The organism is Gephyromycinifex aptenodytis (genome assembly GCF_012277275.1).
GTDB lineage: Bacteria > Actinomycetota > Actinomycetes > Actinomycetales > Dermatophilaceae > Gephyromycinifex > Gephyromycinifex aptenodytis.
In genome coordinates, this window is record NZ_CP051155.1 from 571,203 (window position 1) to 590,018 (window position 18,816).

The following is an 18,816-nucleotide window of genomic DNA, read 5'->3' on the forward strand; positions in this document are numbered from 1 at the left end:
ACAGTGCAGGTCAAGACGTTGTTCAGCCAGGTTTAGCGTTTACCGCCGGAAGCGGGGGGATTCCGGTTTCGGTAGGGGGAACTCTAACCGGACGTAAGTGTTGTGTACCGTCAAAGAGCACGTTCGAAATTCTCCGCCGCTCGGCGCGAGTCAGACGGACCACAAGTGAACACGTCGTCGGTCCTCCACGAGGGAGCCGGCCGTCGCGCGGCCGGAGGTCGCGCGGAGCGTTGTGCCGTGCACGAAACCGTCCCGGACATCGGGTCCATGACGCTGCGACGTCGACGATGTCACAGGGGATCCCATGCTCACTCGACTTCACGATGCACTCCGTTTACGCACCAGCCCGACCATCTTTTTCGGATCGGTGGGGACGACGGTCTTATTCGTCATCCTGACCCTGCTGTTCCCTGAGGCCGTCGATAGGACGTTCTCGGCAGCTTCGGGTTGGATCATCACCAACCTCGGCTGGTTCTACATCGCCGGGGTGACGATCTTCCTGCTCTTCCTCATCTATCTGGCTCTGAGCCGGTTCGGGCGGATCCGCCTGTCGCCTCGCGACGAGGAGCCCGAACACTCGTTCGGGACATGGTTCGCCATGCTTTTCGCGGCCGGAATCGGCACGATCCTCATGTTCTGGGGCGTCGCGGAGCCGATCTCACACTTCGCCAATCCCCCGCTGCAGGATGTGGAGCCGGGCACAGCAGCAGCTGCGCAAGAAGCGATGGCTTTCACGCTGTACCACTTCGGCCTGCACACCTGGACCATCTTCGCGCTGCCCTCGCTTGCCTTCGCCTACTTCATCTATCAGCGCAATCTGCCACCTCGGGTCAGCTCGCTGTTCTTCCCGCTGCTGGGTGATGGGATCCACGGCCCGATCGGTCGAACCATCGACATCATCGCGATCGTCGGTTCGGTATTCGGTGTCGCCGTCTCCATCGGGCTCGGAACCTTGCAGATCAACAGCGGGCTGTCGCGGTTGTTCGGTATCGAGCAGGGCGCGTTTGCCCAGATCGCCATTATCGCTGCGGTGACGATGGCCGCATTCATCTCGGTCAGCCTCGGCCTGGACCGCGGCATCAAAGTGCTCTCCAACGTCAACATCCTCGCGGCGGTGGCACTGCTCGTCTTCGTCGTCGTCTTCGGCCCCACCTTGACGCTGCTGAAAGGCACGGTAGAGACGGTCGGCATCTACGCGCGGAACCTTCCTTACCTCGCCTTCTGGAACGACACCTTCAACGATTCCGGCTGGCAGGACGGCTGGACGGTCTTCTACTGGGCGTGGACGATCACCTGGTCGCCTTTCGTGGGTATCTTCATCGCCAAGATCTCCCGCGGCCGCAGCATCCGCGGCTTCATCACCGGGGTGCTGGCCGCCCCGGTCATGTTCAGCCTCGTTTGGTACGGCGTCTTCGGGTTCGCCTCATTCGACATCGAAATGAACGGCAGTGGCGGATTGGTCAAGAGCGTCGTCGATGACGGCGACATTCCCGGCGCCCTGTTCACCTTCCTGCAGAACTATCCGGCCGCGAGCTTCATGTCCGGCTTCTCCATCCTGCTGGTCGCCACCTTCTTCATCACCTCCATGGACTCGGCAGCACTGGTGCTGGACAAGATGAGCACCGGGTACGACGATGACCGGCTGGCGCCGCTGCACCAGCGGGCGACCTGGGTGATCGGGATCGGCGCCATCGCGGCGGTCATCCTCACCGCCACCGGCACCACCGGATTGGACGCCCTCTCCCAGGTGATCACCGTGATCGGGCTACCCTTCTTCGCGCTGGGCTACTTCATGATCTGGTCGTTGCTGCGCGCTCTGCGTGAGGACGCTGGTGAACTGCTTCCGCTGCAGACCAAGCAGTGGCGTCAAGTGCTGCCTCCGGAGGAGGTGCAGCGACGCCGCGCCGAAGGAGACCTGGAGGCTGCTTCCAGCGCTGACTGCGTGCTGGATCCGCATTTCACCACGTCTTCTGGCGTGTTGATCGCGGCACCGGAGACCGCTGGCTACGAGCGAGCCGACCTCACCCCCGCGGATAAGAACCGCAGCGGCGAACAGCGCACCGGCTCCAGCTCGGCCGACCCTGGGATAGCCGAAGCAGGCGCGCACGATGCGCCCGCCGGCCACGACTCAGCCCAGCGCAGCACTACCGCAGACTGAGCGGACCTGATGCAGCCAGATTGACCAGCGTGGGCCAGGCGGTGATGCCTGGCCCACGCCGGCTCACTCCAATGCGCGCAGCGTCGCGGCCGCCCCCACTGCTTTGAGGACGGCGGCCGCCTTGTGGCGGCACTCGGCTTCTTCACTCTCAGGCACAGAGTCGGCGACGATGCCCGCTCCGGCCTGCACATAGGCCTTTCCACCGCTGATGATGGCGGTCCGGATGGCGATGGCCATATCGAGGTCGCCGTGCAGGTCCAGATAGCCCACGACACCGCCGTAGAGCCCCCGCCGCCGGGTTTCCAACTCGTCGATCAGTGCCATCGCTCGCGGCTTCGGCGCCCCGGAGAGGGTGCCCGCGGGGAAGGTCGCCGCCAGCGCGTCGTAGGCGCTGCACCCGGGCTCCAAACGCCCGACGACCGTAGATTCCAGGTGCATGATGTGGCTGTAGCGCCGCACGCTCATCAGCTCCACGACCTCCACCGTGCCGACCTGACAGACTCGCTGCAGGTCGTTACGGGACAGGTCGACGAGCATCACATGCTCAGCGCATTCCTTAGTGTCCTGACGCAGTTCGGCTTCCAGCGCTGCGTCCTGCTCGGGGGTCGCTCCTCGAGGGCGCGAACCGGCAATCGGATGGGTGATGACCCGATCGCCGCTGACCTTCACCAGCGCCTCCGGGCTACTGCCGACGACGTCGAACCGGGTGCCGTCAGGCCGGGTGAGTCGGAGTAGGTACATGTACGGGCTGGGGTTCGTGGTGCGCAGCACCCGGTACACCTCCAACGCGTCGGCCGGGCAGTCCGCTTCGAAACGTTGGGAGAGGACCACCTGGAACACCTCTCCGGCCCGAATCGCTTCCTTACCCGCCTCCACCACAGCCAGGTACTCCGGCACCTGCATCGTGCTCACCGCGTCGGCCTCTGTCGGACACAATGTGGCGACCGTGCTCGGGGCCGGGCTGGCCAGATCCTGGGTCATCCGCTCCAAGCGGGTGCACGCATCAGCCCAGGCCTGCTCCACCCGATCGGGGGAACCGTCGTAGTTGATCGCGTTGGCCACTAACAGCACCGAGGCGTCGGTGTGATCCATGACGGCCAGATCGCTGGTGAGCATCATCGCCAGTTCCGGCAACTGCAGGTCGTCGGGGTTCTCATCGGGCACCTGCTCCCAACGCCGCACCGCGTCATAGCCGATCATGCCGACCATGCCGCTGGTCAGTGGTGGCAGCCCGGGGATGGGCTCGGTGGCCAGCGTGGACACGCACTGGCGCAACACCTCCAGCGGGTCACCGCCGGTAGGGACCCCCGCCGGCGGGGTACCGATCCAGGTCGCTTCACCGCCGCTCTCGCTCAGAATCGCCCGGCTACCCGCCCCGATGATCGAATAGCGGGACCACACTCCACCGTGTTCGGCCGATTCCAACAAGAAGGTGCCGGGGGCATTCTTGGCGAGCTTGCGATACACACCCACCGGCGTCTCAGAGTCGGCCAGCAACCGCCGTACCACCGGGATGACCCGCCGGTCGGCGGCCAGGCGCAGGAAGGTGTCTCGATCCGGCCAGATCTGCCCGTAGGTCAGGGCCACCGGCTCGTGCGGTGTCGCGCTCATGCCAACTCCCCCATCTCGTGTCCGGCGCGGTGCTCGACGCCGTTGTTGCCCTCGCTGCCGTTGGTCTCTTCGGCGCCACCGCTGCCGTTCTGGAAACCTTGACGGGCCTGCAGGTCGGTGAAAAAACAGGACTGGGCGCCGGTGTGGCAGGCGGCTCCGACTTGATCCACCCGCACCAGCACTGCGTCGCCGTCACAATCCAACGCCACGCCGCGCACGTACTGGCGATGTCCGGAGGTGTCACCCTTGCGCCAGTACTCCCGGCGGCTGCGCGACCAGAACGTCACCCGGCCGCTGGTGCAGGTCCGGTGCAATGCTTCGTCGTCCATCCAACCGAGCATGAGGACTTCGCCGGTGTCGTGCTGTTGGATCACCGCGGCGATGAGACCGTGGGCATCGCGCTTGAGCCGGGCAGCCAACTGAGGGTCCAGCGGCGATTGCTGGTGCGAAGAAGGAGTCACCGCGCCATTGTGCACGGCCGTTGAGACCGGCCGGGCTGAGGCCTCGCGCAGCGGTCGCCCTCGGCGTAGCTCAGACGCCGAACTCGGCTTGGCGCAGCGCGGCAATGGAGTCCGGCTCACCCTCGAACCGGACTTGAGCGACCTCGGTACGACCGAAGCCGAAGAGCACGAGTTCTCCGGGGCTTCCTTCGACGACCACGGTTCCGAGTTTGGTCGGCCCCTTCACCGAACGGCGACCGAAGCCGGGGGCGTTCAGCACCACCCCGACCGGTGCCCGACGGAAGGACAACTGGCCCACCTGCCGGATCCGGGACCACAGCGCAGCCTCTTCGTCCGGCCCGAGTCGGCGGACCTGCTCTGGCGTCCATGCCGGGTCAGCGCGCAACACATCTTCGTGGTGGACGAAGAACTCCGCGAGGTTGATGGCGTCATCGACGGTCGGGACTCGAGTGGGGTTCCAGCCGGGAGGGCCCTCACGCACCATGTCGATGAGCGTCGGCCATTCTTGGGCTGCGTAGGTGGCCTGCACCCGCTGGGTGCGCTCGGCCAGGGCCGGCAACAGGATGCCAGGCGAGGCGTCGGGGCGCCTTTCCCGGATGACGAGGTGGGCGGCCAGGTCACGGGTGGACCATCCGGGGCACAGGGTAGGCGCGTCGGGCCCGGCCTTGGCCAGGGTGGAGCAGAGAGCTTCACGTTCAAGCTGAGCGAGTCCAGTCATGGCGTCATCGTGTCAGCCGATTCTGACGCTGTCCTGTCGGTGAGCCGGACCAGCGGGCCCGGCCTTGCTTCTACAACTCCATCAGCGCCAGCAGGGCGGCCATGTCCAGGTGCTCTTCAACGGCATCCGCGAGGCGCTCGATCATCGACTCGCGCCGAGCGGCGAAGCCGGGGGCGTCGGTGCGCGCCCGCCAGGCCGAGCCCGAGCGTTCAGCGACCTCGGCCAGGAATGCGCGGCGGAAGTCATCGTTTTCGAATGCACCGTGCCAGGTGGTGCCAAAGACCGCCCCCTGCTGCCAACCGTCCAGGAAGGGGTCGGCCGGCGGCGGATCCTCCTGCCCGAGTTCTCCCGGCGCAGCGTGCAACTCGGCCACACCGTGGTGAATCTCGTACGCGCGCACCTCATGACCACGCCAGGAACCCACCGGCGTATCGAGCTTCTTGTCCCCACCGAAGCGAACCCGGGTCGAGAGCAAGCCCAGACCGCCGGTGTGCCCGCCCGAGTCCGGCAACCCGCGGCTTTCGATACCTTCGGGGTCTTCGATCTGCTCGGCCAGCATCTGATACCCGCCGCACACTCCGAGGATCGGCGCGCCGCGTTCCGCTCTGGCAGCCAAAGCCGGTTCGATGCCGCGCTGGCGTAGCCACGCCAAGTCTGAACAGGTGGCACGGCTACCAGGCAGGAAGGCCAGGTCGGCGCGGTCGATGACCGCCGGGTCGTCGGTGAGGACCACTTCGACCCCCGGCTCGGCAGCCAGCGCATCGATGTCGGTGGCATTGGACAGCCGCGGGAAACGGGTGACGGCCACGATGAGGGTGGCGCTGTCGTCCGGTGCCTGCTCGTGCTCGTTTCCGCCGCGTTGCCACCCGCCCAGGGTCAGCGCGTCCTCCCCATCCAGCCAGGCATCCGGCAGCCAGGGAACCACCCCGAAAACGGGCAGGGAGGTCTTTTCTTCGATGATCTGCAGTCCGGGCCGCAGCAGTTCCACATCGCCGCGGAACTTGTTGACGATCCATCCGGAAAGATGCGCCCGATCGGCATCCTCGAGCAGCGCCCAGGTGCCGTACATCGCGGCCAGCACTCCCCCGCGGTCGATGTCCCCGATCACCACCACCGGCAGGTCGACGGCGCGGGCCAGCCCGAGGTTGACGTAGTCGCCGCTGCGCAAGTTGACTTCCGCCGCGCTGCCCGCACCTTCAGCGATGACCACGTCGAAGCGTGACTGGAGGTCGTCGAAGGCGGCGTAGGCGGCTTTGGCCAATTCGGTGCGTCCGGTAGCCCATTCCCCGGTGCCCAGTTCCCCGGCCGGTTTGCCCATCAGGACCACGTGGCTGCGTCGATCCGAGCCAGGTTTGAGCAACACCGGATTCATCGCTACCTCGGGTACCGCTCGGGCCGCGATGGCCTGCACCCACTGCGCCCGACCGATCTCCCCGCCGCCGGGGCAGACCATCGAATTGTTCGACATGTTCTGGCTCTTGAAGGGCGCCACCCGCACGCCCCGCCGCGCCAAGAATCGACACATCCCGGCGGTCAGCAGGCTTTTACCTGCATCGGAGGTCGTACCGGCGAGCAACAGTCCACGAGCCATGTCACCCATCCTCGCGCACCCGAGAGCGGGTCGTCGGCCACACCCTCTTCCCTGGCGAGCCTGCGGCTGCGTACTTCAGTGCCTCCGCTACCACCGCCGCCACCCCCGCGAACATCGCTGAGCTGGCTCCGACCGCCTGAGACAACCGAACCGTTCGCGCCACATCGCCAACCTGTACCGCCATTCCGTCGCCGAGTCGGCCTCGGTCCTCCACGTCCCCCTCGTAGCTGTTGGCCCCGCCCAGCACCACCCCGAGCGCTCCCGCGAAAGCAGCCTCCACCGGACCGGCATTCGGGCTGGGGTGGGCTGGGGCATCGCGGCGCCAGGCTCGGCGGGCCGCTGCTGGAGAGCCGCCGACCACCGGCGCTAGAACCACCGTCAGGGCTGCGGCGATCCGAGCCGGAACCAGATTGAGCAGGTCATCGAGCCTGGCGCAGGCCCAGCCGAACTGCCGATAACGCTGGGAGCGGTACCCGACCATGGCGTCAAGGGTGTTTGCAGCGCGGTACCCCAGCAGCCCGGGCACGCCGGCCATGGCCCCCCAGAACAGCGGCGCGACGACGGCGTCCGAAGTGTTCTCGGCCAAGGACTCTACGGTGGCGCGAGCCACCTCCTGCGGGCTGAGGTCGCGGGCGTCCCGGCTGCACAGATGGCTGAGCCGGGCCCGCGCCCCGGGCAGGTCGTCGCCCTGCAGCAATTGCGCCATGACCGCGCCTTCGCGGGCCAGGCTGCGTCCCCCCAGGACTACCCAGGTTGACGCGGCGGTGGCGGCTGCGGTGCTCCAGGGCCCATCGGCCCGTTTTTCGATGAGCAGCCCGCCACCAGCGACCGCGCCTACCAGGACCCCGGCGTAGACCGTGCCAGCGACGCGGGAGTCGGCGTAAAGCCGCTTCTCCAGTCCGCTGGCGAGGGTTCCGAAGAGCGCGACCGGATGGCCGCGCTGCGGGTCGCCCACCGCGAGATCGATGAGCCAACCGGCGCCCAGTCCAGCGGCCCGGGCCAGGGCACGGCGCTGGGAGGGTCGGCTGGTTCGGCAGGTCAGGGCGCGTGGAGGTCTCACGCTGCTGAGTCTGCCTGCTCGGGCCCGACGGCGGCGTGGATGGGCGCATCCAGGCGGCGCAGGTCTGCGCGACCGCCACCACCTGCCCGCGGGCGATGCCCCCCCGGGGGGGTGAAATCAGCGCTCCGACCGGTCTGCTTTGCCGGGGATCGGCGTAGTCGCGCCGGGCTGTGTTGCCCGCGCTATACGCTCGCGACACCGGCTGGCGTGGTAGCACACAGTCGGCCGAGCACTTATCGCCATCGCTGGAGGATCCATGCGCACCGCCCTGCCTCACCCCGCCCGTCTTGTAACCCAGCACATCGCGGCGATCTCATGAGCCGCATCCTGGTCCTGGGCGGCGTCCGCAGCGGCAAGAGCGAGCTGGCTGAGCAGCTCGTGGCCCACCGCGAGGGGGTCCGCTATATCGCCCCTGGACCGGTCCCGGACGAGCACGACACCGAGTGGGCCGCGCGGGTGGCCGCGCACCGTCTGCGTCGCCCGGCTTCCTGGACCACTCACGAAACCGGCGATGTAGCCGGTGTGCTCAGGCAAGGTTCGACCCCTGCGTTGGTGGACTGTCTGGGTACCTGGCTGACCCGGGTCGTCGATGATGCCCACGCCTGGGATGACCTTGCCGGCGCCGCCCGCGTGCTCGCCGAGGCTCGCGCGGACCTGGTGGCGGCGCTAGGGGAAACCGATGCATCGGTGGTGTTGGTCAGTAATGAGGTCGGTCTCGGCGTTGTTCCCTCCAGCGCCTCCGGCAGGTTCTTCCGCGACGAACTCGGCCGCACCAACCGGGCGGTCGCCGATGCCTGCGATGAGGTGTTGCTCGTCGTGGCCGGGCGCGTGCTCGACCTGACGGCATGCCCGAGTATCGAGGCCGCTGCGCGCGCCCGAGCCCTGACGTGAGCGCGCCGGCCCCGGTGCTGCTGGATGCCTGGCGCCTCGCCGCCGGGATGCTCAGCGCCGTCCCCGTCACTCCCCCCTCCCGGGTCGACACCCGGGTCGCCGGCGCAGCGATGCTGCTGGCGCCCATCGGGGCCTGGCCAGTCGTGCTCTGGTGGCTGGGCTGGGGAGCGTTCTCCCTGCTCATCGGCGCTCCCGCGCTCCTGTCTGGGGCGATCGCCGTCACGGGCGTGGTGTTGGCCACCCGCGCAATGCATCTCGACGGCCTGGCCGACGTCGCTGATGCGCTGTCGGCCAGTTACGACCGCGAACGGGCGCTACAGGTCATGAAGACCGGTGACGTCGGGCCCAGCGGCGCAGCCGGGATCGCCATCGTGCTTGGTCTGCAGGTGAGCGGTGCTTCCTACCTGGCCGGGTCGTGGCACGGCATCGTGCTCGGCGCGCTAGCGTTGCTCAGTTCGCGCTGGATTCTGTCCCTGGGCACCGCGCGCGGTATTCCCAGTGCGCGGCCGACAGGATTGGGCGCCACCTTTGCAGGCTCGGTACATCCGGGTGCGCCCGTGCTGAGCGGGATGGCGTTGGGTCTGCTCGGCGGGTTCGCGCTATCAATCACGGGCGGGGTGTGGTGGCAGGCGCCGATCATCGTATGCACCGCAGCTGTGGCTACTGCACTGCTGGTGCGTCGCTGCGTGCAACGCTTCGGGGGCATCACCGGGGACGTCCTGGGGGCGGGTATCGAGATCAGCGCCGCCAGCGCGCTGGTGATGGCGGCGCTGCTGGTGGCCTGAATTCACCCGCCAAGCAGGGCAAGGCTGCCGCGGATCAGCGCTGAAGCGCCACCGAGCAGGGCCAGGGTGACGGCGAGCTTGCCGGCCACCGCTACAGGGACGACGCGCGCCAACCGACCCCCGACCCAGGAGCCCACCACCACGAGGATCACGATCGCCGGCGGCGTCCACCAGGGCGGCAGTTGCGAAGAAGGCACCGATCCGAGCACCGTCTTCAGCAGCACCGACAACGCGCCCATCGTCATAAACACCGGCTGCATCGTCGCGGCGAAAGTTTCCTGCGGCCAACGGCGCAGCCGCGAATAGATGACCATCGCAGGGGCTGCCACACCAGCCGTGGTGTTGAGCAGCCCGCCGATGAGCCCGGCCAGGGCGGTCGCCCCTGCGCCCTCGATGTGGGGCAGATCCCGGACGGCGACCGTAGTGGCCACCGCCAGCAGGACGACCCCGCCGACGACGACCTGCAGCCAGGGCAGTGCCAGTTCCCGCACGATCAAGGCGCCGGGAACCGCACCCACCGCCGCGGCGAGGCAGAGGCGCCGGCAGGTCGCCCAATCGACGTCATGGCGAACCGCCAGCATGATGAGAAACCCTGAGACGGTCGTGGTGGCGTTGGTGACGAGCACCCCTGGGCCTGGGCCGATCAGCAGCGACAGAATCGGGGCCACCACCAGCCCCACCCCGGTTCCGGACAGCCGCTGCAGCACCGCACCGAGCAGTACCGCGCAACCGGCCACGAACCACAGCTCCATGCGGTGATCCCCTCACCTGTCGAGGTTGATGTGTCGGGCGCGCACAGCGCCGCCGGCGGCCTGTGCGACAGGCTACCGGCGGCGCCGAGGTAGAGGTCATTCAGTTCTTGAGCGTCTCGGGATGGCGCGGGCTCGGGCACGTATCGGGCCCATGCATCGCGCCGGTCCGGCTCAGTCGTGCACGCCGGCCTCGACGAAGGGTGGCTTGGTGACCGTGGCGACGACCTCGCGGCCGCGCACGTCGATGACCACCGCGTCCCCTTCGGTGACGCCGCGATCCAGCAGCGCCAGGGCGATGCCGGTGCGCAGGGTCGGCGACATCGTCCCCGAGGTCACCACTCCGATCTCGTTGCCGTCGTTGTCCTTCACGACGCAGTCCTTGCGCGGGATCCCCCGCCCTTGAACCAGCAGCCCCCACGACAGTCGGCAACTCTTCTCGGCCCGCTGCGCGCTCAGGACTTCCTTGCCCCAGAACGCGTCCTTCTTCCAACCCACAGCCCAACCGGCCCGCGCCATGTTGGGGGTGATGTCCATGGACAGTTCGTGGCCGTGCAGGGCGTAACCCATTTCGGTGCGCAGCGTGTCACGGGCGCCGAGTCCACACGGCAGGCCGTCATAGGGCTTCATGGCCTCGACCAGGGCGTCCCACAGCGCAGCAGCGTCCTCCCAGCGCGGGACCAGCTCGTAGCCCTTCTCACCGGTATAACCGGTACGGCACACCGTCAGCGGGGCGCCGTTCCACTCGGTGGAGTCGAAGGACATGTACTCGTGCCCGGTGGGAAGTCCCAGAGCCTGCAGGACCTCATCCGAGCGCGGCCCCTGCACCGCGATGACTGCGTATTCGTGGTGCTGGTCCACCAGTTCCAGCCCCTCCGGGAGCTGTTCGCGCATCCGACGCACCACCTCGGTGGTGTTCGCCGCGTTCGGGATGAGGAATACCTCGTCTTCGCTCTTGATGTACTGGATGAGGTCGTCGACGACCCCACCGGTGCTCTCGTCGCAGCACATCGTGTACTGCGCCTTGGGCGGAACGATCTTTCGCAGGTCGTTGGTGAAGCACGAGTTCACGAAATCCACCGCACCCGGTCCGCGCACGACGGCCTTGCCCAGGTGGGAGACGTCGAAGATACCGACGCCTTCGCGTACCGCGGCATGTTCCTTGAGCACCCCGCCACCGGGATACTCGATCGGCATCAACCAGCCGCCGAAGTCGGCCATCTTGGCGCCCAACGCGACGTGACGCTCGTGCAAAGGAGAAGTAAGGAGCTCGGGCTCAGTCATATCGCCACCGTAGCCCGCCAATGCGTCGTTATTCTCGGAGTTGCGGTGAGTCGCGCAACCGCGTCTTCATGACGGCGCCTCTGACCGCAAGACCCGACCTCCCACAGAGAGAAGGACCTCGTGACCACCCTGGCCCTGGCCAACACCACGCCCGCCGATGCGCAGGCCGACGCCCTCGTCATCTTCAGCGGCAAAGGCTCCGGCAAGAAGGGTGCGGCGGCCCCGATCATCCTTGCGGGTACCGAAGAGCTGCCCAAAGCAGCCACCCAGCACATCCTCACCGCGCTGAGCGCCTTCGGCGCCACCGGCAAGGCCGACGAAGTCATCAAGCTGCACGCCGTCCCCAAGATCACAGCCGCCACCGTGCTCGTCGCCGGTTCGGGCGCTCAGGCCGGTGAAGAGCCGACGCTGGAGTCGATCCGCCGCGCCAGTGGCGCTGCAGTCCGGGCGCTCAACGGCACCCAGCGGGTGGCCATCGTGCCGCCGAGACTGGACGAGGACACCGTGGGCGCGGTCTCCTCCGGCGCCTGCCTGGGCTCCTACCATTTCGACCAGCACCGCAGCGCCGCCGCCCGCAAGGACGCCAAGGCTCCGGTCGGGCGCGTTGACATCATCGTGGGCAAGGCAGGCAACAAGCGGCTCACCGCCGCTGCCGCCAATGCCGAGGTCATCGCCCGCCAGCAGAACTGGGCCCGCGACCTGGTCAACCTCGCCCCGAACGAGCTGTACCCGCAGAGCTTCGCCGAAGCCGTCAAGAAGCGCGCCCCCCGCGGCGTGAAGATCTCCGTGCTGGATGAGGCGGCGCTGGCCGAGGGCGGCTTCGGAGGCATCATCGGCGTCGGGCAGGGTAGCGCCCGTCCCCCGCGCATCGTGACGATGTCCTACGAGCCCAGCAAGGCCAAGACGCATCTGGCGCTGGTCGGCAAGGGCATCACCTTCGACTCCGGCGGCCTGTGCATCAAGCCCGGCGGCAGCATGGTGACGATGAAGTGCGACATGGGCGGCGCCGCCGCCGTGGCCGCAGCAGTCCTTGCCGTGGCCGAGTTGGGCCTACCGGTGGCAGTCACCGGCTACCTGTGCCTGGCCGAGAACATGCCCAGCGCCAACGCCCAACGCCCCGGCGATGTCGTGACGATGCGCAACGGCATGACGGTCGAGATCATCAACACCGACGCCGAGGGCCGCATGGTGCTGGGCGACGGCATCAGCCTGGCCGCCGAGTCCGGCCCCGACGCCATCGTGGACGTGGCCACCCTGACCGGTGCTGCCATCGTGGCTCTGGGTAACCGCACTGCGGCCGTGATGGCCAACGACGACGAGTTGCAGGGTTCGCTGACCAGTGCCGCTGCAGTGGCCGGTGAGTCGGTCTGGCCGATGCCGATCACCGAAGAAACCCGGGCCGGCATGGATTCGGTGGTGGCCGACATCAAGCACACCGGGGAACCGGTGGGTGGCTCGATGGTCGCGGCGGCCTTCCTGCGCGAGTTCGCCAAGAAGGGCCAAGAGGGTGAGCCCATCTCCTGGGGTCACATCGACATCGCGGGACCGGCCTACAACGACGGGAGCGCGTTCGGGTACACGCCCAAGGGCGGAACCGGCTTCTCGGTCGCTACCCTCGTCGAATTCGCTCGCGGCTACTGCTGATCCAGGCCTTCATCGCGCCCGCCACCTGCCGATAAGGTGCACAGGTGGCGGGCGCGAGGCGCCTGCGCCGGGGCGTCGCTGGTCGGCGCCTTCCCCTTCCAGCGCGCGAACCCGCGCACCAACGACGCGGCGTCGTGCACGGCCCGCAGGAGGTCACCCAGGCCGTGAGTATGTCCGCGCCCACCGCTTCCGGCCGTCGGGGTGCACGCCCGCGTCGGCTGGACGCCTTGGATGGGCTGCGCACGATCGCGGTGCTGCTGGTCGTTGCATTCCACGTCAGCCTCCCGGGCCTGAGCGGCGGCTACCTGGGCGTGGACGTCTTCTTCGTCCTGTCCGGTTTCCTCATCACCTCATTGCTGCTGCGCGAAGTAAATGAGCACGGACGGATCGACCTCGGGCGGTTCTGGACCAGGCGACTGCTGCGGCTGATGCCGGCGTCACTGCTGGTCATCACCTCGGTGATGCTGTGGGGGTTGTTCGTTGCCGAGCCCTACCGGCGCCCCTCTCTGGGGGCAGATGCGCTGTGGTCGCTGCTGTATGTCGGGAACTGGCGCTTCATCTCCTCCTCGGGGTACTTCGCCGACGATGGCACGAGTTCTCCGCTGCTGCATGTGTGGTCCTTGGCCGTGGAGGAGCAGTTCTACCTGGTCTGGCCGCTGCTGTTGACCCTGGTGGCGGCGGTGGTCCTGCGGACCCGCGCGCACATCATCGACGCGAGCACCGGCACCGCTCGGCCGTTGGACTCCTCGGAGCGCTTCGAAGCGCACGCGAGGCGACGCCGCCGGATGGCTTCGGCAACCCTAATCCTGGCCCTGGCGCTCGCGGCCCTTTCGGTCTTTCTGCTCTCCTGGTGGTTCGAACCCACCTCACCGGATCGTGCCTACATGGGCACCGACTCCAAGATTTTCGAGCCGCTGTTGGGCGCGGCAGCGGCGGCCCTGATGATCCGGCCACGGTGGCGCGCACAGGTGGGGCGGCATGCCCAGCTACTGATGGTGGCAGGGTTGGCGGGCGTCGTGGCCGGGGTGGTCTTTCTCGGCGGGCCGCATCCGTTCTATTTCAGCGGCGGCGCGTTGCTGTTCTCGATCTGCACTGTGGTGCTGGTGATGGCCACGACGCTCGCCGACCGCCGCCACGGCCTGAGCCTGTTCCTCGGTTCGACCCCGATGGCCTATCTGGGCCGCATCTCCTATGGGATCTACTTGTGGCATTGGCCGCTGGCGGTCTGGATCGTCGACGGCCACGGTTTCTCCCCCCGCCGGGCGGCCTTGGCGGTGGCGTTGACGATCGCTCTGGCTGCGCTGTCCTATCACCTGGTGGAGACCCCGATCCGCACCGGTCGGCTGGCGCGGGTGCGCCCGCTGCGGGTGGTACCCATCGGGGCGAGCGCGCTGGCGGTCTGCCTCGGGGTCTGCGCCACGCTGGGCGGCACTCCCCTGGCAGCAGTTGTCCCCGCCTCCGCCGCCGCCAACCGGGGCGACGCCTCCACGGTGGTGCTCGTCGGGGACAGTGTCATTCGGCGGTTGATGCCTGCTATCTCACCCGCCGGCGAAAGGCGTGGCCTGACCGTACTGGGCGCTGCCCGCGGCGGTTGCCCCGCCTTGGGGGTGGTCGCCCTGGACGGCCAAGGCACACCGATCGCTGAAGGCCGCTGCGGCCGAGTGGTCCCCAGCGAGCAGGAGCGCGTGGTCAAGGAGTCCAACCCGGGCCTGGTCATCTGGTGGTCGCGCTATGAACTAGCGGATCGGTTGGGGCCGAACGGAGCCCGCTTGCGGGCCGGCAGCCCGGCGTTCTGGGCGGCCCAGCGCGCGGACCTGGCTACCGCCATCGCGCGACTGACCGCCAATGGCGCGCACTTGGTGTTCGTCGAAACCGACCGGGTCGGCACCGGCTTGGCTTCTCGGTGCACCCCGACCTCGTGCGATCCCTTCCTGCTGCGGCTGCGAGATGAGAACGAGCTGCGCGAAAAGTGGAACCGCATCCTGCGAGAGAACGCAGCGGCCAACCCTAGGGTCTCGGTGATCACCATGGACGATGTGTATTGCCGCGACGAGGAGAACCCGTGCGATGACCGCCTCCCCGTCAGCCAGGGCGACCAGCGCCCCGCCCCCGACGGCTCCGGAGTGGCTCGCCCCGACGGCTCGCACTTCTCGCAGGCCGCGATGCCGGCGGTGGCTGAGGCCCTGCTGGAGCGTGCGCTGGCATCGCAACCGCACTGAACAAGGATCAGTTCCTTCGGTAGGTGCCGCCGGTGGCCGCGCGACGGGTTCTCGACGCTGACCCGGCGACACCCGTCCGGCTCTGGTGGGCACCCGGTTGGGCAGCGGCTGCTGAGACGCGCCGCATCCGCTGGAGGACAAGCGGCAGCGGCCCCGGTCTGACAGGATGACTGCTGTTGCCCGGCACCCCCGTGATCCGGTGGCGCTGTGCTCAGCACGCCGGGCCCTGACCGGTCGTGCACCACGCGAAGGAGCGTTTCGATGACTGCTGCAAACCAGGCCCCGTACGACATCGTCATTTTGGGGGGCGGCAGCGGCGGTTATGCGTGCGCGCTTCGGGCCAGTGAGCTCGGCCTGAACGTGGCGCTGATTGAAAAGGATCTGCTCGGCGGTACCTGCCTGCACCGCGGCTGCATCCCCACGAAGGCGATGCTGCACGCCGCCGAAGTGGCCGACAACGTTCGCGATAGCGAGAAGTTCGGCGTGCGCGCCAACCTCGACGCGGTCGACATGAGCGGGGTTCACACCTTCAAAGACGGCGTCGTCTCCCGGCTGCACAAGGGGCTGCAAGGCCTGGTCAAGCACGCCAACGTCACCTACATCGAGGGTGCCGGCAAGGTCGTCGCACCGGACACCATCGAGGTTGACGGGCGCCCAATCGTCGGGAAAAACCTTGTTCTGGCCACCGGTTCGTACGCCAAGTCGCTGCCCGGACTCGAGATCGGCGGACGGATCGTCACCAGCGAGCAGGCACTGCGTCTGGAGAGCGTTCCCGAGCGCGTCATTGTCCTGGGCGGTGGGGTGATCGGCGTGGAGTTCGCTTCCATCTACCGCTCCTTCGGTGCCCAGGTGAGCATCGTCGAGGCGCTGCCGCGTCTGGTGGCCGCAGAGGATGAGGCGATCTCCAAGGCTCTCACCCGCGCCTTCAAGAAACGCAAGATCACCGTCAAGACCGGAGCGCGCTTCGCCAGCGCGAGCCAGAACGACTCCGAGGTCACCCTCACGCTGGAGTCCGGGGATGAACTCAGCGCCGACCTGCTCCTGGTCGCGGTCGGGCGCGGTCCGGTCACCGAGGGCCTGGGCTATGACCAGATCGGCCTGAACATGGAGCGCGGCTTCGTCCTGGCCGACGAGCGCTGCCGCACGAACGTGCCGGGTGTGCGTGCAGTGGGTGACATCGTCCCCGGATTGCAGTTGGCACACCGCGGTTTCGCGCAAGGCATCTTCGTGGCCGAAGACATCGCCGGGTTGGACCCCACCCCGATCGATGAGTCGGGAATCCCGCGAGTCACCTACTGCGACCCCGAGATCGCCTCCGTCGGGCTGACCGAGGAGAAGGCCAAAGAGGTACACAATGAGGTCGAGGCCTACGAGTACAACCTTGGTGGCAACGGCAAGAGCCAGATTCTTGCCACTGCCGGTTTCGTCAAGGTAGTCCGCGTGAAGGATGGCCCGGTCGTCGGCATCCACATGGTTGGAGCCCGCATGGGGGAGCAGGTCGGCGAGGCGCAGCTCATCGTCGGGTGGGAAGCCCTACCTGAAGAAGTGGCTGCTCTGGTCCACGCTCACCCCACCCAAAACGAGTCACTTGGCGAGGCACACATGGCCCTCGCAGGAAAGCCATTGCACGCCCACTCCTGAGCGCGCCCGCGGACTCTTCTAGACTCGCTGTCAACACCGCACACCGAGGAGACACCAGATATGTCAGAACGCGTGACCATGCCGGCTCTTGGTGAGTCGGTCACCGAAGGCACCGTAACTACATGGCTCAAGAAGGTCGGTGACACGGTCGAGGTCGACGAGCCGCTGCTCGAGGTCTCCACCGACAAGGTCGACACCGAGATCCCCTCCCCGGTCGCGGGAACCCTGCAAGAGATCCTCGTCGAAGAGGACGAGACCGTCGCGGTCGGCGCCGACTTGGCCGTCATCGGCGATGGGGCGCCCTCCGGCGGCTCCGACAACTCCGATGACAGCGCCGACGCCCAGGATGAGCAGGCCTCGGCTGAGGCGGGCTCGGACACCGAGGCGAAGAAGGAGTCCGACGAGGCCGAGGCGGAGTCCAAGGAATCGGCTGAGGAGACCCCCACGGAACCCTCCGCCGCTCGCGAGGAACCCAAGAAGAAACCCGAAGCCTCATCTTCGTCGAGCACCAGCGGCGGCGAGGAAGTCACGATGCCGGCTCTGGGCGAGTCGGTCACCGAAGGCACCGTCACCACCTGGCTCAAGAAGGTCGGCGACACCGTCGAGGTCGACGAGCCGCTGCTCGAGGTCTCCACCGACAAGGTCGACACCGAGATCCCCTCCCCGGTTGCCGGCACGCTGACCAAGATCCTCGTCGAGGAAGACGAGACCGTCGCGGTCGGAGCCGCGCTGGCCATTGTCGGCGGCGAACCTGCCGGCGATGAGGACCAGGCGCAGGAGAAGGAGGAGCACGAGGAGCCCTCCGCTCAGGAGGACGTTCCCGAGCCCACCGTGGACAAGGAAGACGAGCCCGACTCGACCGCGGACAAGGAAGACGAGCCCGAGCCCGAGACCACGCCTGCGGACAAGGGCGCCGAGGAGTCCCCCAAGCAGGACTCCGCTCAGAAGTCCGTCCCGGCGGATGAGTCCAAGGAAGCCTCCAAGAAGGAAGCTGCCCAGCCGCCGAGCCAGGCCGAGGAGCAGGACGCATCGGCCTACGTCACCCCGCTGGTGCGCAAGCTCGCGGCTGACAACGACGTGGACCTGTCCACGCTGAAGGGGACCGGTGTCGGTGGCCGGATCCGAAAGCAGGACGTCCTGGACGCTGCTCGCGCAGCCGAAGAGGCGAAGAAGGCGGCTGAGGAGTCCGCCAAGGCTCCCGCGCCGCAGGCTCCTGCTGCCCAGCAGGACAGCGCCCCGGCGACGGCGCCGAGCGCTGCCACTCCCCCGCCTTCGGACAAGCGTGGCACCTCCGAGAAGATGACCCGCCTGCGCAAGGTCATCGCGCAGCGCATGGTCGAGTCCCTCTCGGTCTCAGCACAGCTGACCGCGGTCGTCGAGGTCGACATGTCGCGGGTGGCGGCGCTGCGGGCCAAGAACAAGGCAGAGTTCGAGCGTCGCGAAGGCGTCAAGCTGTCCTACCTGCCGTTCATCTCGTTGGCGACGGTCGAGACGCTCAAGGCCTTCCCTCAGCTCAACTCCAGTGTGGAGGGCGACTCGATCGTCTACCACGGTGGCGAGCACCTCGGGATCGCTGTGGACACCGAACGCGGTCTGCTCGTACCGGTCATCAAGGACGCCGGCGACCTCAACATCGCCGGTATCGCTCGCAAGATTGCTGACCTTGCCGAGCGCACCCGCACCAACAGGGTCACCCCAGATGAGCTGGGTGGTGGCACGTTCACCATCACCAACATCGGTAGCAACGGCTCACTGCTGGACACCCCGATCATCAACCAGCCGCAGGTCGGCATCCTGGGCACCGGCGCGATCGTCAAGCGTCCGGTGGTCGTCCAGGACGAGTACGGCAATGACTCCATCGCCATTCGCTCGATGTGCTACCTGGTGCTGACCTACGACCACCGCGTCGTCGACGGCGCGCTGGCCGGCAAGTTCCTCTCGACGCTGAAGAAGCGTCTGGAGGAAGGCGCCTTCGAGGTCTGATCTCGACGTCTCGACCAAGGC

The 18,816-nt window shown here is 67.7% G+C and carries 14 protein-coding genes; 7 read left to right on the top strand and 7 right to left on the bottom strand.

The genetic code is table 11. From position 1 onward, the window contains the following. Positions 1-304 precede the first annotated feature (304 nt). Positions 305-2,158 (top strand): BCCT family transporter, encoded by a 1,854-nt coding sequence (locus tag G9V96_RS02445; RefSeq protein WP_168581614.1) that lies wholly within the window; start codon positions 305-307, stop codon positions 2,156-2,158. Positions 2,159-2,221: 63 nt separating this feature from the next. On the opposite strand, the gene G9V96_RS02450 is transcribed toward G9V96_RS02445, so the two are convergent. The 5 genes from G9V96_RS02450 to G9V96_RS02470 all read right to left on the bottom strand — a co-directional run bounded on the left by G9V96_RS02450 (position 2,222) and on the right by G9V96_RS02470 (position 7,599). After that, positions 2,222-3,769 carry an anthranilate synthase component I gene (locus G9V96_RS02450; RefSeq protein WP_168581615.1) on the bottom strand — a complete coding sequence of 516 codons (1,548 nt, stop codon included), beginning with the start codon at positions 3,767-3,769 and terminating at the stop codon, positions 2,222-2,224. Next, complete coding sequence (gene hisI / locus G9V96_RS02455; RefSeq protein WP_168581616.1) at positions 3,766-4,230, bottom strand: phosphoribosyl-AMP cyclohydrolase; 465 nt, start codon at positions 4,228-4,230, stop codon at positions 3,766-3,768. Before hisI ends, G9V96_RS02450 begins: the two co-directional genes overlap by 4 nt. 70 nt (positions 4,231-4,300) lie before the next feature. Further along, the gene (locus G9V96_RS02460) at positions 4,301-4,948 is read right to left on the bottom strand and encodes a TIGR03085 family metal-binding protein (RefSeq protein WP_168581617.1); all 648 of its coding nucleotides are present in this window, start codon (positions 4,946-4,948) and stop codon (positions 4,301-4,303) included. A 70-nt stretch (positions 4,949-5,018) separates the two neighbouring features. Continuing rightward, complete coding sequence (locus tag G9V96_RS02465; protein WP_168581618.1) at positions 5,019-6,539, bottom strand: cobyric acid synthase; 1,521 nt, start codon at positions 6,537-6,539, stop codon at positions 5,019-5,021. Position 6,540: 1 nt separating this feature from the next. Next, complete coding sequence (locus G9V96_RS02470) at positions 6,541-7,599, bottom strand: cobalamin biosynthesis protein (RefSeq protein ID WP_226913394.1); 1,059 nt, start codon at positions 7,597-7,599, stop codon at positions 6,541-6,543. A 315-nt stretch (positions 7,600-7,914) separates the two neighbouring features. On the opposite strand from G9V96_RS02470, the gene cobU reads away from it, so the two are divergent. Together cobU and G9V96_RS02480 are read left to right on the top strand one after the other, a co-directional pair. Then, positions 7,915-8,490: a bifunctional adenosylcobinamide kinase/adenosylcobinamide-phosphate guanylyltransferase gene (gene cobU, locus G9V96_RS02475; protein WP_168581619.1), complete on the top strand. Its 576-nt coding sequence runs from the start codon at positions 7,915-7,917 to the stop codon at positions 8,488-8,490. Continuing rightward, entirely contained in the window at positions 8,487-9,275 is a 789-nt protein-coding gene (locus G9V96_RS02480) for an adenosylcobinamide-GDP ribazoletransferase (protein WP_210424445.1), read from the top strand. Before cobU ends, G9V96_RS02480 begins: the two co-directional genes overlap by 4 nt. A 2-nt stretch (positions 9,276-9,277) precedes the next feature. On the opposite strand, the gene G9V96_RS02485 is transcribed toward G9V96_RS02480, so the two are convergent. Then, positions 9,278-10,027: a TSUP family transporter gene (locus tag G9V96_RS02485; RefSeq protein WP_168581620.1), complete on the bottom strand. Its 750-nt coding sequence runs from the start codon at positions 10,025-10,027 to the stop codon at positions 9,278-9,280. Positions 10,028-10,198: 171 nt separating this feature from the next. Next, positions 10,199-11,308, bottom strand: a complete 1,110-nt coding sequence (gene gcvT, locus G9V96_RS02490; RefSeq protein WP_168581621.1) for a glycine cleavage system aminomethyltransferase GcvT — start codon at positions 11,306-11,308, stop codon at positions 10,199-10,201. A 120-nt stretch (positions 11,309-11,428) separates the two neighbouring features. Here gcvT and G9V96_RS02495 point away from each other — a divergent pair, with 120 nt between their 5' ends. From G9V96_RS02495 to sucB, 4 genes are all read left to right on the top strand, one after another. Further along, a complete protein-coding gene (locus tag G9V96_RS02495; RefSeq protein WP_168581622.1) occupies positions 11,429-12,952 on the top strand; it encodes a leucyl aminopeptidase in 1,524 nt (507 codons plus the stop codon). A 44-nt stretch (positions 12,953-12,996) separates the two neighbouring features. Next, positions 12,997-15,171: an acyltransferase family protein gene (locus G9V96_RS02500; RefSeq protein WP_226913396.1), complete on the top strand. Its 2,175-nt coding sequence runs from the start codon at positions 12,997-12,999 to the stop codon at positions 15,169-15,171. Between the two features lie 261 nt (positions 15,172-15,432). Then, positions 15,433-16,812: a dihydrolipoyl dehydrogenase gene (lpdA, locus tag G9V96_RS02505; RefSeq protein ID WP_168581623.1), complete on the top strand. Its 1,380-nt coding sequence runs from the start codon at positions 15,433-15,435 to the stop codon at positions 16,810-16,812. Between the two features lie 60 nt (positions 16,813-16,872). Next, positions 16,873-18,795 (top strand): 2-oxoglutarate dehydrogenase, E2 component, dihydrolipoamide succinyltransferase, encoded by a 1,923-nt coding sequence (gene sucB, locus G9V96_RS02510; protein WP_168581624.1) that lies wholly within the window; start codon positions 16,873-16,875, stop codon positions 18,793-18,795. Positions 18,796-18,816: the final 21 nt, after the last annotated feature.

Coding starts and splice junctions, on each gene's coding strand:
- G9V96_RS02445 (WP_168581614.1), top strand. CDS start 305: ATGCTCACTCGACTTCACGATGCACTCCGTTTACGCACCAGCCCGACC.
- G9V96_RS02450 (WP_168581615.1), bottom strand. CDS start 3,769: ATGAGCGCGACACCGCACGAGCCGGTGGCCCTGACCTACGGGCAGATC.
- G9V96_RS02460 (WP_168581617.1), bottom strand. CDS start 4,948: ATGACTGGACTCGCTCAGCTTGAACGTGAAGCTCTCTGCTCCACCCTG.
- G9V96_RS02465 (WP_168581618.1), bottom strand. CDS start 6,539: ATGGCTCGTGGACTGTTGCTCGCCGGTACGACCTCCGATGCAGGTAAA.
- cobU (WP_168581619.1), top strand. CDS start 7,915: ATGAGCCGCATCCTGGTCCTGGGCGGCGTCCGCAGCGGCAAGAGCGAG.
- G9V96_RS02485 (WP_168581620.1), bottom strand. CDS start 10,027: ATGGAGCTGTGGTTCGTGGCCGGTTGCGCGGTACTGCTCGGTGCGGTG.
- gcvT (WP_168581621.1), bottom strand. CDS start 11,308: ATGACTGAGCCCGAGCTCCTTACTTCTCCTTTGCACGAGCGTCACGTC.
- lpdA (WP_168581623.1), top strand. CDS start 15,433: ATGACTGCTGCAAACCAGGCCCCGTACGACATCGTCATTTTGGGGGGC.
- sucB (WP_168581624.1), top strand. CDS start 16,873: ATGTCAGAACGCGTGACCATGCCGGCTCTTGGTGAGTCGGTCACCGAA.